The sequence below is a fragment of the Xenococcus sp. PCC 7305 genome (genome assembly GCF_000332055.1).
Taxonomy (GTDB): Bacteria; Cyanobacteriota; Cyanobacteriia; order Cyanobacteriales; family Xenococcaceae; genus Xenococcus.
Window position 1 is genome coordinate 13,270 of sequence record NZ_ALVZ01000158.1, and the last position, 19,396, is coordinate 32,665.

17 protein-coding genes are annotated in these 19,396 nt (G+C 41.2%); 5 read left to right on the forward strand and 12 right to left on the reverse strand.

Annotated features, from left to right (window positions below; genetic code table 11):
* The first annotated feature begins 12 nt into the window (after nucleotides 1-12).
* Complete coding sequence (locus tag XEN7305_RS10120; RefSeq protein WP_006509313.1) at nucleotides 13-483, forward strand: CYTH domain-containing protein; 471 nt, start codon at nucleotides 13-15, stop codon at nucleotides 481-483.
* A 43-nt stretch (nucleotides 484-526) separates the two neighbouring features.
* Here XEN7305_RS10120 and XEN7305_RS10125 read toward each other — a convergent pair whose 3' ends face one another.
* The 4 genes from XEN7305_RS10125 to XEN7305_RS10135 all read right to left on the reverse strand — a co-directional run bounded on the left by XEN7305_RS10125 (nucleotide 527) and on the right by XEN7305_RS10135 (nucleotide 3,837).
* On the reverse strand, nucleotides 527-1,906 hold the full coding sequence (locus XEN7305_RS10125; protein WP_006509314.1) for a TldD/PmbA family protein: 1,380 nt from the start codon (nucleotides 1,904-1,906) through the stop codon (nucleotides 527-529).
* Nucleotides 1,907-2,006: 100 nt separating this feature from the next.
* Nucleotides 2,007-2,165 (reverse strand): hypothetical protein, encoded by a 159-nt coding sequence (locus tag XEN7305_RS28995; protein ID WP_006509315.1) that lies wholly within the window; start codon nucleotides 2,163-2,165, stop codon nucleotides 2,007-2,009.
* On the reverse strand, nucleotides 2,158-2,661 hold the full coding sequence (locus tag XEN7305_RS10130) for a hypothetical protein (protein ID WP_006509316.1): 504 nt from the start codon (nucleotides 2,659-2,661) through the stop codon (nucleotides 2,158-2,160). Before XEN7305_RS10130 ends, XEN7305_RS28995 begins: the two co-directional genes overlap by 8 nt.
* A 105-nt stretch (nucleotides 2,662-2,766) precedes the next feature.
* Nucleotides 2,767-3,837, reverse strand: a complete 1,071-nt coding sequence (locus XEN7305_RS10135) for a metal ABC transporter solute-binding protein, Zn/Mn family (RefSeq protein ID WP_006509317.1) — start codon at nucleotides 3,835-3,837, stop codon at nucleotides 2,767-2,769.
* A gap of 145 nt (nucleotides 3,838-3,982) precedes the next feature.
* On the opposite strand from XEN7305_RS10135, the gene XEN7305_RS10140 reads away from it, so the two are divergent.
* The gene (locus tag XEN7305_RS10140) at nucleotides 3,983-4,792 is read left to right on the forward strand and encodes a metal ABC transporter ATP-binding protein (RefSeq protein ID WP_006509318.1); all 810 of its coding nucleotides are present in this window, start codon (nucleotides 3,983-3,985) and stop codon (nucleotides 4,790-4,792) included.
* A gap of 113 nt (nucleotides 4,793-4,905) precedes the next feature.
* On the opposite strand, the gene XEN7305_RS10145 is transcribed toward XEN7305_RS10140, so the two are convergent.
* Together XEN7305_RS10145 and XEN7305_RS10150 are read right to left on the reverse strand one after the other, a co-directional pair.
* Nucleotides 4,906-5,568 (reverse strand): DUF2301 domain-containing membrane protein, encoded by a 663-nt coding sequence (locus XEN7305_RS10145; RefSeq protein ID WP_006509319.1) that lies wholly within the window; start codon nucleotides 5,566-5,568, stop codon nucleotides 4,906-4,908.
* 11 nt (nucleotides 5,569-5,579) lie between these two features.
* Nucleotides 5,580-6,236, reverse strand: coding sequence for a DUF3120 domain-containing protein (locus tag XEN7305_RS10150; RefSeq protein WP_369792507.1), 657 nt, complete (start codon nucleotides 6,234-6,236; stop codon nucleotides 5,580-5,582).
* A gap of 879 nt (nucleotides 6,237-7,115) precedes the next feature.
* Between XEN7305_RS10150 and obgE the strand changes: the two genes are divergently transcribed.
* On the forward strand, nucleotides 7,116-8,099 hold the full coding sequence (gene obgE / locus XEN7305_RS10160; protein ID WP_006509321.1) for a GTPase ObgE: 984 nt from the start codon (nucleotides 7,116-7,118) through the stop codon (nucleotides 8,097-8,099).
* A gap of 55 nt (nucleotides 8,100-8,154) precedes the next feature.
* On the opposite strand, the gene XEN7305_RS10165 is transcribed toward obgE, so the two are convergent.
* Together XEN7305_RS10165 and XEN7305_RS10170 are read right to left on the reverse strand one after the other, a co-directional pair.
* Nucleotides 8,155-9,525: an IctB family putative bicarbonate transporter gene (locus XEN7305_RS10165; RefSeq protein ID WP_006509322.1), complete on the reverse strand. Its 1,371-nt coding sequence runs from the start codon at nucleotides 9,523-9,525 to the stop codon at nucleotides 8,155-8,157.
* 122 nt (nucleotides 9,526-9,647) lie between these two features.
* Nucleotides 9,648-9,953 (reverse strand): RNA-binding protein, encoded by a 306-nt coding sequence (locus XEN7305_RS10170; protein ID WP_006509323.1) that lies wholly within the window; start codon nucleotides 9,951-9,953, stop codon nucleotides 9,648-9,650.
* Nucleotides 9,954-10,197: 244 nt separating this feature from the next.
* Here XEN7305_RS10170 and mgtE point away from each other — a divergent pair, with 244 nt between their 5' ends.
* On the forward strand, nucleotides 10,198-11,577 hold the full coding sequence (mgtE, locus tag XEN7305_RS10175) for a magnesium transporter (protein ID WP_006509324.1): 1,380 nt from the start codon (nucleotides 10,198-10,200) through the stop codon (nucleotides 11,575-11,577).
* 156 nt (nucleotides 11,578-11,733) lie between these two features.
* Nucleotides 11,734-12,363, forward strand: a complete 630-nt coding sequence (locus XEN7305_RS10180; protein WP_006509325.1) for a ribonuclease D — start codon at nucleotides 11,734-11,736, stop codon at nucleotides 12,361-12,363.
* A gap of 56 nt (nucleotides 12,364-12,419) precedes the next feature.
* On the opposite strand, the gene XEN7305_RS10185 is transcribed toward XEN7305_RS10180, so the two are convergent.
* From XEN7305_RS10185 to XEN7305_RS10200, 4 genes are all read right to left on the reverse strand, one after another.
* Nucleotides 12,420-13,403, reverse strand: a complete 984-nt coding sequence (locus XEN7305_RS10185; protein ID WP_006509326.1) for an isoaspartyl peptidase/L-asparaginase — start codon at nucleotides 13,401-13,403, stop codon at nucleotides 12,420-12,422.
* 110 nt (nucleotides 13,404-13,513) lie between these two features.
* Complete coding sequence (locus XEN7305_RS26590) at nucleotides 13,514-16,129, reverse strand: ATP-binding protein (RefSeq protein ID WP_006509327.1); 2,616 nt, start codon at nucleotides 16,127-16,129, stop codon at nucleotides 13,514-13,516.
* Nucleotides 16,130-16,304: 175 nt separating this feature from the next.
* Nucleotides 16,305-18,272: an acetate--CoA ligase gene (acs, locus tag XEN7305_RS10195; protein ID WP_006509328.1), complete on the reverse strand. Its 1,968-nt coding sequence runs from the start codon at nucleotides 18,270-18,272 to the stop codon at nucleotides 16,305-16,307.
* 190 nt (nucleotides 18,273-18,462) lie between these two features.
* Nucleotides 18,463-18,705 (reverse strand): DUF4327 family protein, encoded by a 243-nt coding sequence (locus tag XEN7305_RS10200; protein ID WP_006509329.1) that lies wholly within the window; start codon nucleotides 18,703-18,705, stop codon nucleotides 18,463-18,465.
* Nucleotides 18,706-19,396: the final 691 nt, after the last annotated feature.

Below are 19,396 nucleotides of genomic sequence, written 5' to 3' on the forward strand. Positions count from 1 at the left end.
GTTTAGAACGCAATGGCGAAAGAGATTGAACGCAAGTATTTGGTGAAAAATAGCGACTGGAAAAAATTAGCCCAGGGAACCTTCTACTGTCAGGGTTACATTAGTACATTAGGTCAGCAAACTGTCAGAGTTCGGATTATCGGAGAACAAGGATATTTAACCCTTAAAGGGAAAAATGTTGGTTCAACTCGTTCAGAATTCGAATATCCAATTCCGATCGCTGAGGCTAAAGAAATTTTAGAGACTTTATGCGATCGCCCTTTCATCGAAAAAATGCGTTACAAAATTCCCCAAGGTAATTTGGTTTGGGAAGTTGATGAATTCCTGGGAGACAATGCGGGTTTGATAATTGCTGAAGTTGAACTAACAGATGAAAACCAAGAAATAAATTTACCAGACTGGATAGATCATCAGGTCACAGCGGCTAAATACTATAACTCTAATCTGGCTAAACATCCCTATAGTCAATGGCAAGATAAGTAACAGGTAAACCCATTACTTATTACTTATTACTTATTACTTAAAATTACCGTCCGCCAACCACGACATTCTTAATCCTAACGTGAGGACCACCAACGCTTACAGGAAGAGGCATTTGCCCTCCTTTGCCACATCCGCCGTTAACGTATAAAGTGTCATCACCGATCGCCTCTATATCTTTGAGGGTTTGAAACACATTCCCAGAAAGCGTCACATCACTAACCGGTTCCGCAATTTTTCCATCACGAATCATATAGCCTTCGGCCGCCGCAAAGGTAAACATTTCACCGTTAGTTTGCCCGCCCAGCATTCTGACAGCATAAACCCCTTCCTCAATACCGCTCAACATTTCATCGAAAGAAGTGTCCCCAGGCTCGATCGCAGTATTAGTCATCCGCACAATGGGAGGATAATTGGCTCGAATAGCTCTAGCATTCCCTGTGGGGATTTCCTGCATTTTGCCCGCCGTCTCGCGGGAATGGAGCCTTTGAGTTAAGATGCCATCTTTAATCAGATATTTTCGTTGTCCGGGAACCCCTTCATCGTCATACTTTAAACTGCCTGGTAAGTTCTCTAAAGTGGCATCATCAATAACATTGAGTTGTTCAATTCCCAAAGGTTTGCCCAAAGTGAGCAACTCTTGCATCCGAGGATTTTCATAAACAAAATCGGCTTCGGAAAGATGTCCAAAGGCTTCGTGGATGAAAACTCCGGCCAAGTAAGGATCGAGAATCACGGAATATTGTCCCCCCTGTACCGATTTTGCTTCCAATTGTTTAACTGCTCTAGTTGCCGCGCTGAGCACTCGGTCTTCGATGCCAACTAACACATTGAAATCATTGCGAGAATGAAGCGTTTCGGTTCCCTGGCGGACAATCCCATCTTCTCCTCTTGCGATCGCACCAAACCTACCATTAACATCTAGTCTTTCTTGAATAATGCAACTACCCACCGAGTTGACAAAATATTGGGTAGCAAAGCGATCGCTAATACTGGACATGGTAGTTTGAATTCTGGGATCATAATCAAGTAGTAATTGATTATAGGCTTCGAGAATTTCTCTTTTATCGGCGAGGGAAACTCCCCGAGGATCTCTGGCTAACTCGACTTTGACCACATCTTCTATGGGTTCAGCAGATGCTAATTGAGTTGTTTCTTTGCCGACTAGTTTGGCTTGAGAAATTGCTTCTTCAATGCGATTGTTGAGTTCGGCTAGGCCGTTGAAGGTGACAAAACTCCAGCCTCCGCGATCGCATGCTCGAATTCCTCCAGAAAGGGCAAAGCCTCGATCTACGCCATCTAATTGGGCTCCGCGAAAACTTAAACTAGTAGCTTCGCTTTGTTCAACCCGAATTTCTAGATAATCAACATTATTTTTATAAGACGCGATCGCTTTTTGTAATTGTTCTGCTGTAGTGTTATTCATAAAAAATTTGAGAAATTCGGGACTAAAAAATCAATAATTACTAAATTATAGATACATTTCCCACATCTTTTCCCTTTACAGTTTAAAGTAATCTATTTTTTCATTGATTTTTTCTAAATAACCTTCTAAATCTAGTTAATGGGCTGTAGCCAACTTTATAAAGAACAATTGTTGCACCTCCAGTAAAAATAAACTTTTCTGGAACTTTTTCTAGGATTTCTGCTACCTTCTCTAGAATGTCGATTTGAGGATCAATCATAAAGTCTTTTTCTCAACTCTTCCGCAGCTAAATTCTGTTCCCTCACCTTGCCAACTCTCAATCCATCTACCAAACAAAGTAACTCATAGAGTTTTGGATCTTCTTTTACTGCTGCTGTCACTGAAGGATACAAAGGTTTAATTTCCTGACCTTTTACTTTTCCTTGAGCGAATGCCCAAACATAAGAATCTTGATTACTTACTATCAACAAGTCTTTTAATGGTTTGGCAGAATGAGCTGTCGGTATTCCCCGGACTAAAGCTCCTGGTTTAGTGGGGAAAGCATACTTTAAACCATATACTAAAAATTCTCCTAACGCTTTTTTTAAAACTCTTCGAGCTTTATTACGATAAAGATTGCTCGCTTCACATCGCTTTAAAGCTGCATGAACCTCAGAAGAACTCATCTTGAGACTCTTTGCCAGGCTAGCATATGTCCACTTTTCCTTTAAGACATGAACTTTAAGCAAAACCAAGATATCCTGAGGCTTAAGCATTTTTTATGAATTACTAACATTATTTTCTATTCTATATTCGCGAATTGCAAATAGCAAATATACGAGCCAAAGAATCAAGCTTGATATATCTCTTGAGATGCAATCTTAAAAAGGTTGGCATTCCCCTCCTAAACCATCCACGATCGCGCAAGTGTTATTAACCATCATTTTGAGATAACTATCACTATCAGTTCCTGGTTTACCGATGCCATCAGTTAACAATTTGCGATCGCTGATAGCTACTCCTGCTTCGGTTGCCACATTATTAATCACACGCTCATTCCCTCTGACTTCAGCAAAAATTGTCGGGACTCCTGTTTGCCGAATTTCGTTGACCAACTCTTTGAGACCAGCTGCTGTAGGAGAGTCTTCTGTACTCAATCCTTGTAGGCTTTGATAGTCCTGAAGGCCATAGGCTTGAACATAATAGTTGAGAGAGTCGTGAGTTGTAATCAGAAGTCTTTGGGTTTCGGGAATTGTCGCAATTTGTTTGGGAATCCACAGATCCAGTTGTTGCAATTGTTCAGCATATTCACGACTATTTTGCCCATACAGATTTGTCTGAGCAGGATTAAGTTCTATGAGCTCTGACTGCAAATATTCGATAATTGCGATCGCGTTTTGAGTATCATGCCAAACATGAGGATCAGCGGTTAGTTCTTCTTGTTTAGTTTCCTCTTTTTCATGTTCATGTTCATGTTCATGTTCATGTTCATGTTCATGTTCATGTTCCTCATGCTCTGCCGGTTCTGCTTCATGATCATGTTCTCCATGATGCGAATGTTCCGCCAGAATTGGTTGAGTGACAACTGTTTCATAAACTGGAATTTTTTTGTTGTTGGTCTCGGTCGCTTGAATCAGTTGAATAATTTTTGGTTCAAGTTCATAGCCACCATAGAAAATTATTTGCGCCTGTTCCATTGCCTTGCGTTGAGAAGGCGTTGGCTTATAAGTATGAGGATCTTGTCCAGGTTCGACCAAACAAGTCGAATCTAGGCTATTCTCTGCAATTATAGTGATAAATTCACATAAAACACTATGGGTTGCTACAATTTTGAATTTTTCTTCATCTAAGGACGTTAAGTCTTGGCTTGTAGTCTGACAACTGCTGATGACTAAAGATAGAGCCGCGACAAAAACACGACCAAAATTTCGAACTGTAATTTTATTTAGCATCAGTAAATATAAGTATCTGAAATAAAAGACTTCCAGCTTGTTTTTTCTGGTTCTTCCTTCCTCATTATTTGTTCCTTAAATTTGACAATGAGAATGATTTTAATTGTACAATGAGAATAATACTCATTTTTGTCTCGAATTAACAATGCTCAAAGTTCGCGACTTGGCGATTAATTACCGAAATACCTGGGCGATTAATGATGTATCCTTTTCTTTGGAGCCAGGACAAGTTACTGGTTTACTAGGCCCCAATGGAGCGGGAAAAAGCAGTTTGGTCAAGGGCATATTGGGCCTTATCCCCACCGCTAGAGGTGCGGTAACCTTTGCTGATCGACCAATCAAACGCCAATTGAAGCGAGTTGCCTATGTGCCACAACGATCGCAGATTGATTGGGATTATCCGATTACCGTGGAAAAAGTGGTAATGATGGGTAGAATTCCCGCAACAGGTTGGTTTAGAAAACCTTCGCCAAATTCGCGTCAAATTGTCAAAAATGCTTTGTCAAGAGTGGGCATGACAAAATATGCTCGGCATCAGATCCGAGAATTGTCTGGTGGTCAGCAACAACGAGTCTTTTTAGCAAAGGCGATCGCTCAAGCAGCGGATTTATTATTTTTTGACGAGCCCTTTAATAATATTGACAAGAAAACAGAAGAAATTATTTTCGACGTCTTTGCCGAACTCAAGCAACAACAAAAGACGTTACTGGTGATTAGCCACGATCTCGGGAAGACTGTTACCAATTATGATCAGTTGTTGTTGCTCAATCAGAATTTGATTGCGATCGGTAGCCAGGAAGAGGTTTTAACTGACCAAAATTTAACCAAAGCCTACGGGAAAAACTTTAAATGGCTGAGGGCGAGAAAAAATGTCGATCCTCAGCTGAAAGAGATGATGAACCTGAAGGATTATCCTCAATGGTTGGGGAAACAGGATGTTCATCATTGGAATTAGGTGAAGGCAGGGGGCAGAGGGCAGAAGGAAAATCCCTAAATCCCTAAATCCCTATTCAGAACTAGTAAATTTTGTAATCATAGAACTTACGTTAACTTGTTACTTATTCCCCATTACTTCTGCGCAGCAGCGCTCGTTTTTTGTTCTTTCAGATAGGCAAAAACGGACTTATCTCCAATATCTGGATCGATCTCCTGGATCATTTTTCTCCCTGCGAAAATGGTAAATCCAATTGTCCAAATTGCCAGTAATACTTGTTCTATATCAGCTGAGAGTAAACCAGTCATATGTCCCAATAAGAGGAAAGGCACAATCGGGGTGAGGATTTTGGTTTCTAATCTGTTGAAACAAAAAGCTTCCTTGAAGTAAATTCCCGTAAGAGCGGCAAAAGTAAAGCCAATCCCAAACAAAGTCAAAGGGTTATTGTAAACAAATAAGGCTAGGGGCTCAGTTGATTGGAATGAGATCGCGATCGCCGAAACACTACCAATGACCCAGAAGGCTTGTAAGGCTCTATGCAAAGCCACCATATAAATATGAATAAAATACAGGCTCACTCCCAAACTCAGGGAAAATAGGGCGAATAAAGGTGTAATCCAAGGTAAAGCGGCTGCTCCTTGGGCTACAAAAAGATTGGTTGCGATCGCAAAACTCAAAGCAGCCATCACTAAGCCACCACGATAGATCAGCACCTCTTGGCGATCGCTCTTGTCAATGGTGAACTCCCCAAATTGTCCTTTGTATGTAGTCGGATTTTTATCTAATATTGCAATCATAATTCTTGACCTCAGGCGAAATAAGCAGCAATCCAAAACAAACTATCTACTACTAGGGTACTCAAAACTGCTCCCGCAAAAGCCCACCAATGAAGCTGAGATTTTTGCAAAGCCCATAAGCTGACCCCCAATAATAAGTTTACGAGTACCACTGCCCAACTAATTCCCCAAGGAGTTTGAATCTGCACCAAGGCTAATTTGAAGATGCTTGCAGCTTGGCTAGGTTCTACTTCCATGACCTTGCGCCAGTAGGGAATTAATCCTGTTAGATAAAAATAGACATCTGTAATCGCTGTTCCGAGCAAAGAACCTAAATAAAAATAATTACCGATTTTGCCCCAACCACGAAATAAACACCAAGCGGCAAAAGGAACCCCAATTGCTTCTACGGGAAGATGAACCAAAGGTTCCCAACGCAACCATCCCCAGTAAATTGAGCCAGCAAGCCAACTCCAACTAAATCCTAAGATGAGATCTCCCCAAAGGCGAGTTTGACTGCGGTTGTATAACCAAATTCCCAAAATTACCCAGACCAGAGTTGAAACCAGACTAATCCAGGGGAACAACCGGACTAAAGGAGCTTGAAAAAATACGGGCACAGAAACTAAAAAAGAAGCTGCACCAAAAACCTTCCATGACCTGTGATCTTGAGTTGGGGATACAGGGATATTGAGAAGCGAATTCTGAGTTATGGGGGAATATTTAGTCGGAGAAGAGGATGTCACAGGTTACGTAATTGTTGAAGGTTTTTAATTTTCGTTACTTATCTTAACTTAATCTCAAAATACCACAGTTTTCTAATCCATGATTTTGTATCGTCATAGAAACTCTAAGAGAAAATATTGCGATCGCAATCGGCCTGTAACATTTCCTCATATTTATCTATATTTATTAGAACTCATTATGATATCTCCAAACAAATTAGGATTATAGACATCAAAAACAATACTTCTCGAACAGACAAAGAGTGTTAAGCGAGAAGTATTGATATTGGAGAGTTTATTTCTGCCTTATTTTTGGCGTGACCAAATTTTCGAGTTGAACTACTTATGAAGTAGCTGAATTATTAAAGATTTGTTATGATATGGAGATCAAGCCAGCTAATTAGTTGATTACTGATAAGCTGGTGGTTCACAGTTCGTGGGACTTAGAGGTATTAGTATAGACAGCTAATACCTTTTTCTTTTGCCGTTCTGCTCATCTATAACCCTAGAGTAAATTCTTTTTCGATTAATGTCCTCCGTCAAATGACGTAATTTATGTACGCTGATGTACGCTTATGTATCTATCAATTAAGATGCTGGATCAGATCCAACGTGATTTCGATGAGTACAAAATTTACTAGTTCTGAATAGGGATTTGGGGATTTGGGGATTTGGGGATCTAGGGAAAAGCCTATTACTTCGTGGTTCAACTTGGGAAATTTAATCAAAAGGAAAATTCGTCGAACTGAGGTAGATCCAAGAAAGACAAGGGAGATTCCCATTCTCTATGTATCAAAATGAACTAGGATTACTATACAGACGGACTGACGATTTTCAACTTATATGCAATTTATTGATTTAGCAGAAATAGAAGTAGTAGCAGGTAACGGTGGGGATGGCATGGTAGCCTTTCGCCGAGAAAAATATGTTCCAGCAGGAGGCCCAGCTGGCGGTAATGGTGGCCGAGGGGGTTCAGTGATTGTGGTCGCTACAGAAAGATTGCAAACCCTCTTGGATTTTCGATATGCTCGGATCTTTAAGGCTGAAGATGGAAAAAAGGGTGGTTCGAGTAATTGTACAGGAGCTTCGGGTAGCGATCGCATAATTGAAGTTCCTTGCGGCACAATGATTTATGATGCGAACACTGGGGAATTGGTTGGTGATTTGGTAACCGCCGAAGAAACTCTCTGTGTAGCCAAAGGCGGCAAGGGCGGTTTAGGCAATAAACATTTTTTGAGTAATAGTAATCGAGCTCCCGAACATGCTTTACCAGGATTGGAAGGGGAACAAAGGCGATTGCGTTTGGAGCTCAAATTAATTGCTGAGGTGGGAATTATTGGCTTGCCCAATGCGGGTAAATCGACGCTAATTTCTTCTTTATCTGCTGCCAAACCGAAGATTGCTAATTATCCTTTTACCACGCTGATCCCCAATTTAGGCGTCGTGAAAAAGCCATCGGGAGACGGGACGGTATTTGCTGACATTCCAGGTTTAATTGCTGGAGCTTCTGCAGGAATTGGCTTAGGTCACGATTTTCTGCGTCATATTGAACGAACTCGATTACTGCTTCATTTAATTGATATTACAGCGGAAGAGCCGATCGCAGATTACCAAACTATCCAGGAAGAATTAGCCGCCTATGGGCATGGATTGCCAGAACGTAAGCAAATTATTGCTTTTAATAAAATAGATAGCGCCGATGATGAAATTTTGGAAGATGCGATCACCCAACTAAAAGCCTTAACTTCCGTTCCCATCTTCACTATTTCAGCTGTTACTCGCAAAGGATTAGACATTTTATTGCAAGAAATTTGGAAACATATTTAACTGGGTAATGGGTAATGGGTAATGGGTAATGAGCAAAAGGTATTTTCCTCATCCTTTATCCCTCATCCCTCATCCCTTCAAATTGGCTAGCAATAATCGCAAGCATAAACCACCATAAAGTACTAACTTGGGGGCGATACCAAACTGTATCCACTAAACCATGGACTAAGAGTCCCCAAATAGCTGCGATCGCGGCGATTACCCAGAGTCCCTGAACATTTCTCGATTGACGTAAACGATTTACTTGGGTTATCCCATGGTTAAATGTCACAACTATCAACCAAATAAAACTACTAAAACCGACCAGACCAATTTCTACAATATGCTCCAGATATATTGAATAAGCACTTAAGGCAGGATATCGAGAATCCATATATCTTGGATAAATGGCTTTAAAAGTTTCATTCCCCGGCCCAATTCCCGTGAGAGGATAATCTTTAATCATCGCGCCGACAGTATCCCAAACGACTTGGCGGAAATTGTTACTACTATCTTCTCGTCCGGCAAAAATACTAAAAAATCTGATTCTGATCGATTCTACTCCTAAAATTGCCACAATAATTAATCCGCCTAAACCCCCAAAGAATAAGGGCAAGAGCCAGACTCGCCAAAAACGCGGTAAAAATTCGCGCCACCACCAATAAAGCAATAAAAATAAAACACTTGCCAAGGCCAGCATGGCCAACCAAGCACCCCGACTATCAGTAAAAAATAAGCAAGCAGAATTTATGCCAACTAAAACTACCGCCAGGGTTTTTTGTATCCAACTACTCCAGACAAAGACAGCGACAATACTTAATGCGATCGCAGGCAGCAAATAACTTCCCAATAAATTAGGATTGCCCAAATAACTATAAACTCTCGTATCTTTGGCCAGTACCGAATTGGGATCATTCCAAGTGGCCAGTTGTTCAACACCAAAAAACTGCTGCCGAATCCCATAACCGCTAACTATCAAAGAACTCAAAAGAGCACTAGTGATTAACCAATTACTTAACTTGGGCGATCTCATAATGCGTGAGCCCAAAGCAAACATCATTAAGTAAAGAGTTAACTTTATAAAGCCATCTAGGGCTGCCGCTCTTACCGGCGACAAGACAGTTGCGATCGCGGCAACTCCCCAATAAAGGAAAACTAATACGTGAATCGGTGTAATCCCTAGGGGTTCAGATTCGGAGATTGTCGTCAAAATCCAATATAAAGCGACGGCAATGAGCAACATGCCAATCAAGCCTGTAGAGACAAAAGGAGCCAGAATTAAGATTAAAGCTAACAAGCTAGCGCCAATTTCTTCCGACCATTGTAATAGCCAACTTTGCGATCGCCAAGCCGATACTAAATTGAGAAAACGATAAAGATAGCTACTATTCAACCAAAGGTCAAAATTGAGTCTCGTTAACACTATACTTGTCCAAGTAGATTTCATGGATTTGGTTAATTGTTTCGATGTTCACTGAAATAATAGTCTGCATTAAAAAAGACTCAAGAGCTAATCCCCAGAGTCTAATGATATTAAATAAAGATAACGAATATAGCGAAATATGCTAATTAATAGTTACTGCGAGAAAAACTGTCATTATTACGACCACCACCAGAGCCACCGCGATCGTTTTCGCGAGGTCTCGCCTTATTAACTCGAAGTTCTCTACCCATCCATTCTGCGCCGTCTAAAGTTTCGATCGCTTTATCTTCTTCAGCTTCATTTGCCATTTCGACAAAACCGAAGCCCCGCATCCGACCACTTTCGCGATCCGTCGGCAGATAAACCCGTTTAACGGTTCCATAGTCGGCGAAAACACCGGATAGATCTTCTTCTGTGACTTTATAGGGAATATTTCCTACATAAATTGACATTGGTTGTCTCCAGGTTTGGAATTATTTATCAGGGATAAACAGTTCGGGAACAACCTTGCCAACCAGAAAGCCGAAAATGTATAACTAAACTGAAACAATTGCTGTACCGAATCGAATATCTTTTTCTAGTACGATAGCACAGCATAATCTAACAAAGAATGCGAAGATAGAAAACAATGTTAAATAATATAAAACTCCAAGAAAAAAGTTTACTTAACTGAATGGAATTAGGAAGGGGAGGTTTATGACGCCAAATGTTGTTAAGCACAATGAATTGCGACAGTTAGTACGTTCCCAATTGGAGCTTTTTCTCGAACGCGGAAATTTGGAAGGAGCGAAAGATCTCCTGTTGCCCGTACAAGCCGTAGATATCGCAGAGGCGATCGAAGGTTTACCCGAATCCATTCAGGTGATTGCTTTTCGTCTATTATCCAAAGCCGAAGCTATCGACGTTTATGAGTACTTAGATTCGTCGGTACAGCAATCTTTAATTGAAGAATTCAAGCGTCAAGAAGTTATTGATATTGTTGATAAGATGTCTCCTGATGATCGAGCGAAGCTTTTTGATGAACTTCCGGCAAAAGTCGTCCGTCGCCTATTATCAGAACTCAGCCCTGGAGAACGGCAGGCAACAGCTCTGTTACTCGGTTATGAAGAGGATACTGCGGGTCGGATTATGACTCCAGAATATATCTCTTGTAAGGAAACCCTGACTATTAATCAAGCTTTAGAAGCAATAAGAAGCTTAGCGAATGCTTCAGAAATTATTTACTATTTATACGTCACCGATGCTTCTCGACATTTAACAGGAATTGTCTCTCTAAGAGATTTAGTATTGTCTCCAGCAGAAACTAGTTTAGGCGACATCATGACTCGGGATGTGGTCTCTGTTCACACGGATACAGATCAAGAAGAGGTAGCTCGTACTATTCAACGTTATGACATCTTAGCTCTTCCTGTTGTAGATTCAGAAGAGCGGTTAGTAGGAATCGTCACGGTAGATGATGTAATTGACATCTTAGAACAAGAAGCGACCGAAGATATCTATGCCTTAGGTGGTGTACAGTCCGATGGGGATAATGATTATTTTCAAACTAATTTAATTACTGTAGCTCGCAGAAGAGTTGTCTGGCTTTTTGTTTTATTGTTAACAAATAGTGTTACAACAAGTATTATTAAATCTCAAGAAAGTTTGTTATCCCAAGTCGTGACTTTAGCAGCTTTTATGCCTTTGTTGACTGGTACTGGAGGAAATGTTGGTGCTCAGTCTTCAACTGTAGTGATTCGGGGTTTAAATACCGATGAAATTGTTGATATGGGTGCGGGAAAGGTAGTTTTTCGCGAAGCTTTAGCGGGAATTTTATTGGGAACTATTTTGGGTTTTGTGGCAACATTATGGGCTTTTTTCTTTTTGCAAGAGGATCTTGCGGTGGCTATTTCTGTCGGTATTAGTTTAGTTGCGATTTCCTTGTTGGCTTCGGTAGCAGGTTCGGCATTGCCCTTTTTGTTTCGCGCCATTGGCCTTGATCCGGCTTTGATGTCGGCTCCTTTTATTACTACAGCTGTCGATGTTTTGGGTGTTTTGATTTATTTTAATATTGCTAGATTAATTTTAGGCTTGTAGATTGAGTAATACATGGACAATGATACTATCATGGTCTGATTATGTTGCAAAAAAAGTGATAATGGGACTTAAACAAGAATTTTGATTTGCTATATACAATCTAAATCTTTGTGAATTAAATTATTACCGATAGAAAATATAGACCGAAAATAACTAATGATTTTAGACAATTTTAAAATTTGCGAGGGCGATCTTGATAATGCTAGTATGGCGCGTTATTTAGCGGCAGATGCGATCGCGATCGATACAGAAACCATGGGCTTAGTAATTGGTCGCGATCGCCTATGTTTGGTACAATTATGCGATCCGCAAGGATATGTTACAGCGGTCAGAATTGAACAAGGACAAACTTCTGCCCCAAATCTCAAAAGAATATTAGAAGACCCTGAAATAACTAAAGTATTTCATTTTGCTCGTTTTGATGTAGCCCAGTTTCGTTATACTTTTGGAGTTGAGACAGCGCCAATTTTTTGCACTAAAATCGCTAGCAAATTAGCTCGTACCTACACTTCTAGTCACGGCCTAAAAAGTTTGGTCATGGAATTGACCGGAACTGAACTGGACAAAAGCGCCCAAAGTTCTGATTGGGGAGACATTGACAGTCTTTCGGTAGAACAACTGAATTATGCGGCTAATGACGTGCGGTATTTAATAGATGCGCAAACAAAGTTAACCGATATGCTTAAACGAGAAAACCGCTGGGAACTAGCACAAGAATGCTTTAAATGTATCCCAGTCTTTGTTTCTCTAGATATTATGCGTTATGAAAATATCTTTGAGCACTAAATTTAGTTAACAGTCCCCAGTTATCAGCTCTCTCCTCATCCCTCATCCTTTATCCCTCATCCTTTATCCTTCATCGTTGTTTTAAAGTCTATTAACTTATCGTCCTTGTCTTGCCAATCCAATGTATCGCCGATTGTTTCGCCGTCATGATAGGCAGCAAGAATTACTTCGCTGGTTTTACCCCAAGCGATCGCGCCGTCATGGGAAATCGCGATCGCCCCTAAATCTCGTTCCCTGTTCTTCGATTCTTGCATCGAGCGCAACATGGCCTCTGGGAGTTTTAAGCCATCGGTGACTCGAATTACTATTTTGGCTGCTAAACATTCATCAATAATGTCCTCCCCAATACCAGTACAAGAAACCCCAGCATATTCGTTGGCATAATTTCCCGCTGGCATAGCTGAATCGCTTACCCGACCAATATGTTCTAATCCCTTGCCCCCTGTGGATGTTCCCGCGGCGATTTTGCCCTGGCGATCGAGAGCAACGACTCCAATAGTTCCCTTTCTCGGTTCATGAGCGATTACTAATTCTTCTTCGGCGATCACCCCAGCCATGGCTTTTTGAAAATTACCCTCCCTCTCTTGCATCCATTCTTGAAGGCGAATTGTAACCAAGGGGTCGTAAATCGGTACCTTGAGTTCTCGTAAAAGTTCAGCTGCGCCATAATCTGATAATACGCGATCTTCTTGTTGCTGAAGGGCTTGGGCTAATTGAATCGGGTTTTTAACTCGCGATACATTAATCACGCCACTGAAACGCTGCTGGGCTCCATCCATTAAAGAAGCGCTCATTCTTATTTGTCCATCTGACTGTAGTACTGAGCCAGTACCCGCATTGAACATGGTCTGATCTTCTAGTAGCTGACAAGCTTCAGCGGCGACTTCAGCAGCAGAAACACCTTCAAGTAGTAGTGCATACATTTGTTCAACAATAGAATGTAGAGCTTGACGGACAATTATTGCGCCTTCTTTACTTTTTACATGACCACCTGCACCACCGTGAATAATTAATTTTGGTTGTACTCCTGCAATTGACATAGTTACTTTTTGTCTGAATTATTAGCTGATCGGATTTTAAACTCTAACGTGGAAATTTTTTCGTAAACAGTCAAAGGTTTTTCCGAAAAAGAGCGATCGCGATTAATTTTTCATGGCAAATCATTTTTAGAGCTTTTGCCGATGGCTTCATCTTTTTCAAGATCAGCTACTTCTATAGGCAAATTAAAGTAAAAACTACTACCCTGGCCGAAAATACTTTCAACCCAAATCTTTCCTCCATGCTGCTCAACAATGCTACGACAGATTGCTAGTCCCAAACCAGTTCCTCCCTTTTTGCGGGCATCGCTAGCATCCACCTGATGAAAACGCTCGAAGATACTTTCTAGTTGATCAGTTGGGATTCCTCTACCCTGATCTACAACCGAGAACAGAACCTCTTTATTTTGTTTTTGAGCCGTTACCCAAATTATGTCACCAGCAGTAGAAAATTTAATCGCATTGCTAATCAAATTGGTTAAAGTTTGCAAAATCCGATCTGGATCAACCAATAGTTCAACCGAGTTAGAATTTGTTTCTATAACAACCTGGTGCTCTTGGGCCATATAGCTCACAGTTTCTATTGATTGTTTAATCAGTTCTGCACTATGACAACATTGTTTTTCAAGATGATGCCTTTGGGATTCCATCCGTTCAAGGTCAAGAACATCGTTCAGCAGAAATATCAAACGATTGGTATTTCTATTCGCTATTTTGAGCATTTCTTTTCCCTTTGGAGAAAGACTTCCCAAACGGTCAGCTTCTAGCAGCTGGATAACCCCATGAATAGAAGTTAGAGGGGTCCGCATTTCGTGACTAGCAATGGAAATAAACTCCCCTTTAATTTTTTCGATCGCATAACGCTCCGTAATATCTAGTCCAATACTCATAGTTCCGCTCACTTCTCCTTGAGGTGTCCGCAGCAGAGTACTGTTCCAATCAATAATTTTTTCTGCTCCAGATTTCGTCACAATAGAATATTGATAGTGAGGCCGAAATTGTTCTGCCAGAATTTCCTTAAAATCCTGATATGCTTGCTGAAGCTGAGACTTGGGGACAAAAGTATTAAACCAATTTTTGCTCAATACTTCTTCCTTCACATATTGAGTCAATTCCAAACAAAAAGGATTGGCATATTCCACCTGACCATGACAATTGAGTCCAACAACAACTAAACGGACATTTTCCAGTAATGTCCGCCAACGGCGTTCTAATTCCCTGATATTGGCCTCAGCTTGGCGACGTTCTTCTAGCTCCCACTCTAAGCTTTTATTGACGCGAGTTAAGGCTGCTGTTCTCTCTGCCACTAGGGTTTCCAATTCTTTTTTTGTCTTTTGGAGAATGCTTTCTGCCTGTTTGCGTACGGTAATATCTTCAACTATGTAGGAGAATCGAGTTCTAATACGTGGATTTTGAGCGATCGGACAGACGGTAGCTAATAAGCACCTGTTGCTGTTGTCTGCCCTGTGAATATACTCAAAATATACAGGGCTACCAGTTTTTTGGCTCTCATGGTAATGCTGAACCCATCTTTTCACTTGAGCTGGTGATGCACCAAGACTACTTGCCAATTGATTTTTCATGGCCTCAGGTGTGACCCCAAAAAACTGCGCAGTGGCTTCATTTGCGGCAATATGTAAAATATCTTCATTTATCAGTTCCACAATCCCCATCATCAAAGGAGAACTATTGAAGAAATTTCTGAGAGTGGATTCTTTTTCTCGCAGTGCAGAGGAGGTCTTTTGACGCTCAAAAATTTCTCGGGTTAACTTTTTGTTGATTATTTCCACCTGCTGGGTACGCCGTTGGGCTGTTTGTGCTAGATAAATGACTAGTGCTCCAAGTAATGCCATCATCAATCCACCACCTAAGACAAAACTGGGTAGTCGTGATTTCTTAGTCACAAGCAACTCATTTGTCGGCCAAACTCTCAGCTTCCAGGTAACGCCTTCAAAATGAATTTCTGCTTCCTGTGCCCATTGGGTTTCCATTTGCTTGCTATTCTCAGAGGAGCTACGACGATATATTTCTTCGCTCCCATCGTAAATAGCGAGAGCGTAACCAGGAGCAACATTTTCGTCTAATAGGGTATCTAGAAGTGTTTGGAGTCGAAAGACACTCAAAATAAAGCCTTCGAAAGATTCTTGCTGAACACCAAGCGTTTCTTCTGAACTGTTCTCATGCAGAAATATCGGCACATAAACGAGAAAACCCTTGCCCCCTTGAACCAGATTAATTGTTCTGGTTACTGTTATAGTACGCTTTTGGCGCGCCGCTTCTAGGGCAGCTTTTCTTCGTGGCTCAAAGGCCAAATTGAGATTTTGAGCCGCTTCATTACCCGCTAAAGGGACGATCCAGCGAACATAAAATTCTGAATCTATCCATTCGATCGCCTGGAACCCAGGATAACCTCTCAGATAGTTCTGGGCGTCTTTTTCCCATTCGAGTTTTGGAGTTCCGCCTCTGCTTGTCCAGCGCTCCCTCATTCTTTCCAATGCTTGGAAGCGGTTTCGCATCTGTGTATCGATTTCCTGCTTAACACTAGCAGCCGCAAATTGCACCAGACGTTGTTTTGTATTTAAGTCTTGATCTGCTAGGGCTTTCCAGAGAAACAGAGTCTCAGTTGAGATAATCAACCAAACTATTGCGGGCAACCATTGCCAAAGCCAAATTTTATTAGCGGTGAGATTCTTAAGCCTATGGAGAAATATTCTTCTATCACTAACCAATTATTTGAGTTTCTTATTGCTTACTACTGATTTAATGTTAATAATTTAAACTATTAGGGCGTTTTTACTCATCTCTTTTAGAATCACTATAGCTTGATGAGACGAATGGGAGTTCTTCCGCGCCCTCTAAAGACGCGGCATTGCACTGCTGTTTACTGATCACTGTTAACTGAAATTAGCCTTCTCTAAGCTTATCTAAAACAGTCAAATCCTCCATCGTAGAAATATCGCCTACTAACTCTTCCCCTGCTGCTAAATTTCGCAAGAAACGACGAATAATTTTTCCCGATCGCGTTTTTGGTAAAGCATCAGTAAAGCGAATTTCTCCAGGACGAGCGATCGCACCAATCTCGCTAACCACATGCTGTTTCAACTCAGCTTTCAACTCATCACTAGATGCGTGAGTACCTTCGAGAGTCACAAAGGCATAAACATCTTCTCCTTTGACCTCATGGGGACGCGATACCACAGCCGCTTCTGCCACCGCAGGATGGGAAACCAACGCAGATTCTACCTCCATAGTTCCCAAACGATGTCCAGAGATATTCATCACATCATCAACACGCCCCATGACCCAGAAGTAACCATCTTCATCTTTGCGAGCGCCATCCCCTGCAAAATAGAGATATTCGCCATCTTTCGGGGGAATATGCTCCCAATAAGTGTTGCGAAAACGTTCATCATTTTTATAAACAGTGCGCATCATACTTGGCCAAGGATGTTTCACAACCAAGTAGCCTCCTTCATTGGCCGCGACTGGATTACCTTCTAAATCGACAATATCAGCGAGAATGCCAGGGAAAGGGAGAGTCGCGGAACCTGGTTTTGTAGGGGTCGCCCCAGGCAAAGGAGTTAGCATAAATCCTCCTGTTTCAGTTTGCCACCAAGTATCGACAATAGGACAGGTTTCATTGCCAATTGTCTTGTGATACCAGATCCAAGCTTCGGGGTTAATTGGTTCGCCGACCGTACCTAAAATTCGTAGTGAAGAAAGATCACGGGAGTTGGGATGTTGATCCCCCATTTTGATAAAAGCCCGAATCGCCGTTGGTGCCGTATAAAAGATTGTCACACCATATTTTTCCACCACATCCCAAAAACAACCAGGATTAGAAGCTCGCGGGGCCCCTTCATACATTAAACTGGTGGCACCATTGGAAAGAGGGCCATAAACAATATAACTATGCCCTGTAATCCAACCGACATCAGCAGTGCACCAATAAACATCAGTCTCTTTGAGATCGAATGTCCATTTACAGGTGACATGGGTGTAGAGATTGTAGCCTCCTGTGGTGTGAACGACGCCTTTCGGTTGACCGGTAGTACCGCTAGTGTAGAGAATAAACAGCATATCCTCACTATCCATTGGTTCAGCAGGGCAATTAGCAGAGGCATTGGGTTGTAGCTCATGCCACCAAACATCGCGATCGCTAACCATCTCGATTTCCTGTTCAGTGCGTTGCACCACCAGTACCTTCTGAACACTAGGCACTGCATTATCTTTAAGTGCTTCGTCCACTGCTGGCTTGAGAGGGACAATTTTATCTTTGCGGAAACCGCCATCAGCAGTAATGACAACTTTAGCTTCTGCGTCTAACAATCTTGCTTTGAGAGCTTCCGCACTAAATCCGCCAAATACTACACTATGGGGAGCACCAATTCGAGCACACGCCAACATCGCGATCGCCGCCTCAGGGATCATTGGCATATAGATGCCCACGCGATCGCCTTTAACCACGCCTAAATCTTTGAGTACATTTGCCATCTGACAAACTTCTCGATGTAGTTGGGCATAGGTCAGAGTCCGAGAATCTCCGGGTTCTCCCTCCCAAATCAAGGCTGCTTTATTCTTGCGCCAAGTAGTGAGATGTCGGTCCAGACAATTGTAAGAAATATTTATTTTGCCATTGATAAACCATTTAGCAAAGGGTGGTTGCCAATCGAGAACCTGATCCCATTTTTGAAACCAATCCAATTCTTTGTCAGCTAATTCTGCCCAAAATGCGGCAGGATCAGTCGCTGCCTGTTCGTATAGTTGTTGATATGCTTCTAAACTGCCAATCGTTGCTTGTTGCGAAAATTCTGGAGTAGGAGCAAATAGGCGTTTCTCTTGAAGAATTGATTCGATAGTTGGTTGTGACATAATTATCTTGTAATTTCTCTTAACCGTAAGATTAATCAAGTTATTACTTATTTTGTAGTTCAATATGACCTAAATACAAGTATTTTTGTTAAGTTTTTTGTGCAGACAATAAAAAAAGACTTAGGAGCTCTAAGTCTTGATCAATAAATTGATTTTATTTATATTATTTAAGGATCGCAGAGGATCTCAATCAGTCATTTTCCCAATTCTGATCAGCAACTAAATCGGCAACGGAGTCCCTCAGTAGGTATTCGGCTCTTTCTAGCTCACATTCAACACCTATCCATTCGCGGGCTGGTATATATTTGCAGAGAGTATATAGAGGTTGTTGACGAGTAATGATTCCTTGTTCTATCAAGTGACGGACTTCGTCCTTGATATTTTCGATAGAATAGCTAATAGAAGTGGTAGGTGCAATTGTTGCAGCGCTCATGTTGTCTCACCGTGATTTTATAGTTAAATTTTTAGAGTCTTTCTACCACTATAAACCAATTTTCATCCATCAGATTATAAATATTTGCTGTATCAAAAGTTACGATTACGTAAAATTATGGTAAAGCTTTGTTTCACAAATGTTAATTTTCTTCACAAAGATCCTGCTTAACGCTTAAATAAGTTCCCTAGAACTAGTCTAATTTAACTCTATAGCAATCTCCTCCATTGATGAGAATAACACCTTTTACCTCTGACCCTATATTAATTATTAAAGAAAGAGCATTTTATTTGGGGTTTTAGGGGTTTGGGGAATAATAATAGCGAGATTTCCCTAATTCCCTACATCCCTATTTCCCTAAGCGAGAAGTATTGAAATAGCCCCCAGCAATAATGCTCTATTACGAAGTATGGGTAAAGCGTACTTTCTCTACCCCTTCAATCATTTGTAGAGCTAATTGAGCTGAAGTAAATGTTTCATAAGATAAGGCAATGGCATTGGTGACAACTTAAGCTGAAAGAGTAGTTGTCAAGGGGATTTGGCAATTTGATGAGAAGAAAAAATCCTCAGAATTTTTTTGTCGCTCAGGGAACGGGGCAATGATCAGTCGGACACGCGGTTTTCGCATTGATTTAACAATTCCTAAATCGCGATTTTCTGGGGCGGTAAAATACTTAATTGGGTCATTAGT